Below are 3,158 nucleotides of genomic sequence, written 5' to 3' on the forward strand. Positions count from 1 at the left end.
GAGGACTGAAAATCCTTGTGTCGGTGGTTCGATTCCGCCCTTGGCCACCATAGAATCAGGCGCTCCCGACAGTAGCGTTTGCAGAAACCAAGCATAGGACTGGGTTCCCGCGTGCTTGGGAATGACAGCCGGCGGTCGCTTCGCCACCTTTCCGCGGCCTGCGCCGCGACCGGCTTCGTTCAAAGCCGCGGGGAACCGATTTTTCAATGCGGCTCTCGAATTCGATTCAGGATAGTCCGCGCCACACTTGGCGCGGCAGATAATTCAATCCCTGCTTCAGCTTGCCGGGCGCCAATTATTCTGGCGAAGGACGCGGCGCGCGCTGCTGTTGTGCTGGCGCCCTGAAAGGCGAGTTTGAACAATTTGGATCGGCTGTTCAGAAACATGATGGCTCCGGCCTCGATGTAACATAAACGATATAAGCAAAGCCCGCGCCTTACGTTTCAAGAGCGTCGAAATCGGACCGAAGCGGAAGCTCATTCCGGCCAGCGCCAAAACTGACGATTTGGGGCGCCGGTACAAATCCCATGCTCGCTCAGGGCTTGCTGGTCGGGGATCAGCCGCAAGACTATAATTTTGCAGTTTTGCTCGCGGGCCCCGGCATGCACCTTTTCGCTTTCGGCATCAATCACCAGACTGCGCCGCTTTCGGTACGCGAGCAGGTGGCTTTTTGCGTCGAAAACGTGGAGCACGCGCTGCGCGATCTGGTCAAGCGCCAGCCGGTCAAGGAAGCGGCGATCGTTTCGACCTGTAATCGCACCGAGGTTTACTGTCATACCGCCGAGCCGGCGCGGGCGATCGACTGGTTGGCGGATTACCACCATCTGCCGGCGCACGATCTCGAGCCTTATCTGTATACGCTACCGCGCGAACTGGCGGTGCAACACGCATTTCGCGTCGCCAGCGGCCTCGATTCGATGATACTCGGCGAGCCGCAAATCCTTGGCCAGTTGAAGCAGGCGGTCAAAGCGGCCGAGCACGCGGGCACCCTCGGCTACATGCTGCACAAGCTGTTTCAGCGCACGTTCTCGGTTGCCAAGGAAGTGCGTACGCGCACCGATATCGGCGCCAATTCGGTGTCTATGGCGGCGGCGGCCGTGCGTCTTGCCGAACGGATTTTTCCGAGCATCGCCGGGCAAAACATTCTGCTTGTCGGCGTCGGCGAAATGATCGAGCTGTGCGCGACGCATTTTGCCGCGCGCAACCCGGCGCGTATGACCTTCGCCAACCGCAGCCCCGAGCGCGGCATCGAACTCGCCAAACGCCATGGCGCCGATCTGATCGCGCTCTCCGATATGCCTGACCGTCTGGCCGCGTATGACATCATCGTCAGCTCGACGGCGAGCGCGCTGCCGATCATCGGCAAGGGCATGGTCGAAAGCGCGCTGAAGCTGCGCCGCCACCGGCCGATACTGATGGTCGATCTGGCCGTGCCGCGCGACATCGAACCGGAAGTCGCCGAACTCGAAGATGTGTTCCTGTTCAGCGTCGACGATCTCGGCCGGGCTGCACAGGAGGGTCTCGATGCGCGCCGCGCGGCAGTCGCGCAAGCCGAGGCGATCATCGCCTGTAATGTCGATGATTTCGTGCATTGGATGGAAGCGCGCGAAGTCGTGCCGACCATACGCGCGCTGCGCGAATCGGCCGAAGCGACGCGGGAGGCTGAGCTTGAGCGCGCGTTGCGTGCGCTGGCCGGCGGCGCCGATCCGCAAACTGTGATGGACCGCCTGAGCCGCGCCTTGACCAACAAATTCCTGCACACCCCGAACCAGATGCTGAACGAAGCGAATCCCGAAGATCGCGAGGAAATGATGCTGCTGTTGCAGCGCCTGTATCGTATCAAGCCGGAATGAAAAGAAGCATCGAGGCGAAGCTCGCCCAGTTGAATACGCGTCTGGCGGAACTGGATCGCCTGTTGAGCGCGGAGAACGTTACCGCCGACATGGACAATTACCGCAAGCACACGCGCGAACACGCGGAAATCGCACCGGTCGTCGGGCTTTACCAGGCCTACCAGCAAACCGAACGCGACATGGCCGCGGCCAGCGAAATGGCGGCGGACCCGCAGATGCACGAATTCGCGGAAAACGAGATTCGCGAAGGCAAGGCGAAGCTCGAACAGATCGAGATCGAGCTGCAGAAACGCCTGCTGCCGAAAGACCCGAACGACGAGCGCAACATCTTCATCGAAATCCGCGCCGGAACCGGTGGCGACGAATCGGCGCTGTTCGCCGGCGACCTGTTTCGCATGTATGCGCGCTATGCGGAGCGCAACAAGTGGCAGGTCGAAGTGATCAACGAGAGCCCGGGCGAAATGGGCGGTTACAAGGAAATCATCGCCAAGATCATCGGCCAGGGCGCTTATTCGAAGCTCAAGTTCGAATCGGGCGGCCATCGCGTGCAGCGCGTTCCGGAAACCGAGACGCAAGGCCGCATCCACACCTCGGCGTGCACGTTGGCCGTGATGCCGGAGGTCGATGCCGTCAGCGACGTGGTGCTGAATCCGGCCGATCTCAGAATCGATACGTATCGCGCCTCTGGCGCCGGCGGCCAGCACATCAACAAGACCGATTCGGCTGTGCGCATCACGCATCTGCCGACCGGGATCGTCGTCGAATGCCAGGACGGCCGCTCGCAGCACAAGAACAAGGCGCAGGCGATGTCGGTGCTGGCCGCGCGCATCAAGGACAAGCAGATGCGCGAACAGCAGGCGAAGCAGGCGGCGACGCGCAAGTCGCTGGTCGGCAGCGGGGATCGCTCCGAGCGTATCCGCACCTACAATTTTCCGCAGGGACGCGTAACCGATCACCGCATCAACCTGACCTTGTACAAGATCGAGCAAATGATGGACGGCGACATTCATGAACTCGCCGATGCGCTGATGGCCGAGCACCAGGCCGAGCAGTTAGCGGCGCTGGGCGAAGAAGCTTAGCAGGCTGTTGAAAAACTACTGCGCTTGCCAATACTTCGTTACTCAGGGCCTCAAAATGCTCATGTATTCCATATACATTCGGCTTTCTCGGCCCTTCGTGCCTCGTCTTGGCTGCGCTCGCTACGTTTTCAACAGCCTGCTATGTCTCGCTCGCGGCGACGCACCAAGCGGCGCGTCGCCCGAGCTTGCCCTTATTCTACGTCGTCGCGGCACGCGAATCGCATTA

General features: G+C 60.9%; 2 protein-coding genes. Both read left to right on the forward strand.

Features of this window, described 5'->3' with window-relative positions; genetic code table 11:
* The first annotated feature begins 602 nt into the window (after window positions 1-602).
* The gene (locus H0V78_08255; GenBank protein ID MBA2351771.1) at window positions 603-1,853 is read left to right on the forward strand and encodes a glutamyl-tRNA reductase; all 1,251 of its coding nucleotides are present in this window, start codon (window positions 603-605) and stop codon (window positions 1,851-1,853) included.
* Entirely contained in the window at window positions 1,850-2,932 is a 1,083-nt protein-coding gene (prfA, locus tag H0V78_08260; protein ID MBA2351772.1) for a peptide chain release factor 1, read from the forward strand. Before H0V78_08255 ends, prfA begins: the two co-directional genes overlap by 4 nt.
* Window positions 2,933-3,158: the final 226 nt, after the last annotated feature.

The organism is Burkholderiales bacterium, from assembly GCA_013695435.1.
GTDB lineage: Bacteria > Pseudomonadota > Gammaproteobacteria > Burkholderiales > JACMKV01 > JACMKV01.

Excerpts from the sequence above, each read along its gene's own strand:
- H0V78_08255 (MBA2351771.1), top strand. The coding sequence starts at position 603 with ATGCACCTTTTCGCTTTCGGCATCAATCACCAGACTGCGCCGCTTTCG.
- prfA (MBA2351772.1), top strand. The coding sequence starts at position 1,850 with ATGAAAAGAAGCATCGAGGCGAAGCTCGCCCAGTTGAATACGCGTCTG.